Here is a 1629-nt window from a genome sequence, read left to right as displayed (position 1 = left end):
CTCTTTCAAAACTAAACAGTGTATCCAAGCCCTTTTTTTCTCATCTCTTAAGATGAGTCGACTCCATAGAAAGGAGGTGATCCAGCCGCACCTTCCGATACGGCTACCTTGTTACGACTTCACCCCAATCATCTGCCCCACCTTAGGCGGCTGGCTCCATATTGGTTACCTCACCGACTTTGGGTGTTGCAAACTCTCGTGGTGTGACGGGCGGTGTGTACAAGGCCCGGGAACGTATTCACCGCGGCATGCTGATCCGCGATTACTAGCAATTCCGGCTTCATGTAGGCGAGTTGCAGCCTACAATCCGAACTGAGACTGGCTTTTTGGGATTGGCTTGGCCTCACGGCTTCGCTACCCTTTGTACCAGCCATTGTAGCACGTGTGTAGCCCAGGACATAAGGGGCATGATGATTTGACGTCATCCCCACCTTCCTCCGGTTTGTCACCGGCAGTCACCTTAGAGTGCCCAACTTAATGCTGGCAACTAAGATCAAGGGTTGCGCTCGTTGCGGGACTTAACCCAACATCTCACGACACGAGCTGACGACAACCATGCACCACCTGTCACCGTTGTTTCCGAAGAAAAAGATGTATCTCTACACCGGTCAACGGGATGTCAAGCCCTGGTAAGGTTCTTCGCGTTGCTTCGAATTAAACCACATGCTCCACTGCTTGTGCGGGCCCCCGTCAATTCCTTTGAGTTTCAACCTTGCGGCCGTACTCCCCAGGCGGAGTGCTTAATGTGTTAACTGCGGCACTAAGGGCGTCGAAACCCCTAACACCTAGCACTCATCGTTTACGGCGTGGACTACCAGGGTATCTAATCCTGTTTGCTCCCCACGCTTTCGCGCCTCAGCGTCAGTTACAGGCCAGAAAGCCGCCTTCGCCACTGGTGTTCCTCCATATATCTACGCATTTCACCGCTACACATGGAATTCCACTTTCCTCTCCTGCACTCAAGCTCCCCAGTTTCCAATGACCCTCCACGGTTGAGCCGTGGGCTTTCACATCAGACTTAAAGAGCCGCCTGCGCGCGCTTTACGCCCAATAATTCCGGACAACGCTTGCCCCCTACGTATTACCGCGGCTGCTGGCACGTAGTTAGCCGGGGCTTCATCACTCACGCGGCGTTGCTCCGTCAGACTTTCGTCCATTGCGGAAGATTCCCTACTGCTGCCTCCCGTAGGAGTCTGGGCCGTGTCTCAGTCCCAGTGTGGCCGATCACCCTCTCAGGTCGGCTACGCATCGTCGCCTTGGTAGGCCGTTACCCTACCAACTAGCTAATGCGCCGCGGGCCCATCTGTAAGTGATAGCTTGCGCCATCTTTCCCTGTTATCTACATGCGTACTAACAGCTTATCCGGTATTAGCTCCGGTTTCCCGGGGTTATCCCAGTCTTACAGGCAGGTTGCCCACGTGTTACTCACCCGTCCGCCGCTAAGTTTATTAGGAGCAAGCTCCCATAAACTTCGCTCGACTTGCATGTATTAGGCACGCCGCCAGCGTTCGTCCTGAGCCAGGATCAAACTCTCCATAAAAAGTTTGAGTTAGCTCTCTTTGACTTTGGTCCCACAATTCCTTGTGGCACGCTTGGCTTGTTACACTGTTCAGTTTTCAAAGAGCAATT

General features: G+C 53.4%; 1 rRNA gene. It reads right to left on the bottom strand.

The features are described from left to right. Positions 1–69: 69 nt before the first annotated feature. A 16S ribosomal RNA gene (locus BHF71_RS10150) occupies positions 70–1540 on the bottom strand. Positions 1541–1629: the final 89 nt, after the last annotated feature.

The sequence above is a fragment of the Vulcanibacillus modesticaldus genome, assembly GCF_001730235.1.
Taxonomy (GTDB): domain Bacteria; phylum Bacillota; class Bacilli; order Tepidibacillales; family Tepidibacillaceae; genus Vulcanibacillus; species Vulcanibacillus modesticaldus.
The sequence above is the reverse complement of the archived record's forward strand: the minus strand, read 5'-3'. Positions and strand labels throughout refer to the sequence as shown.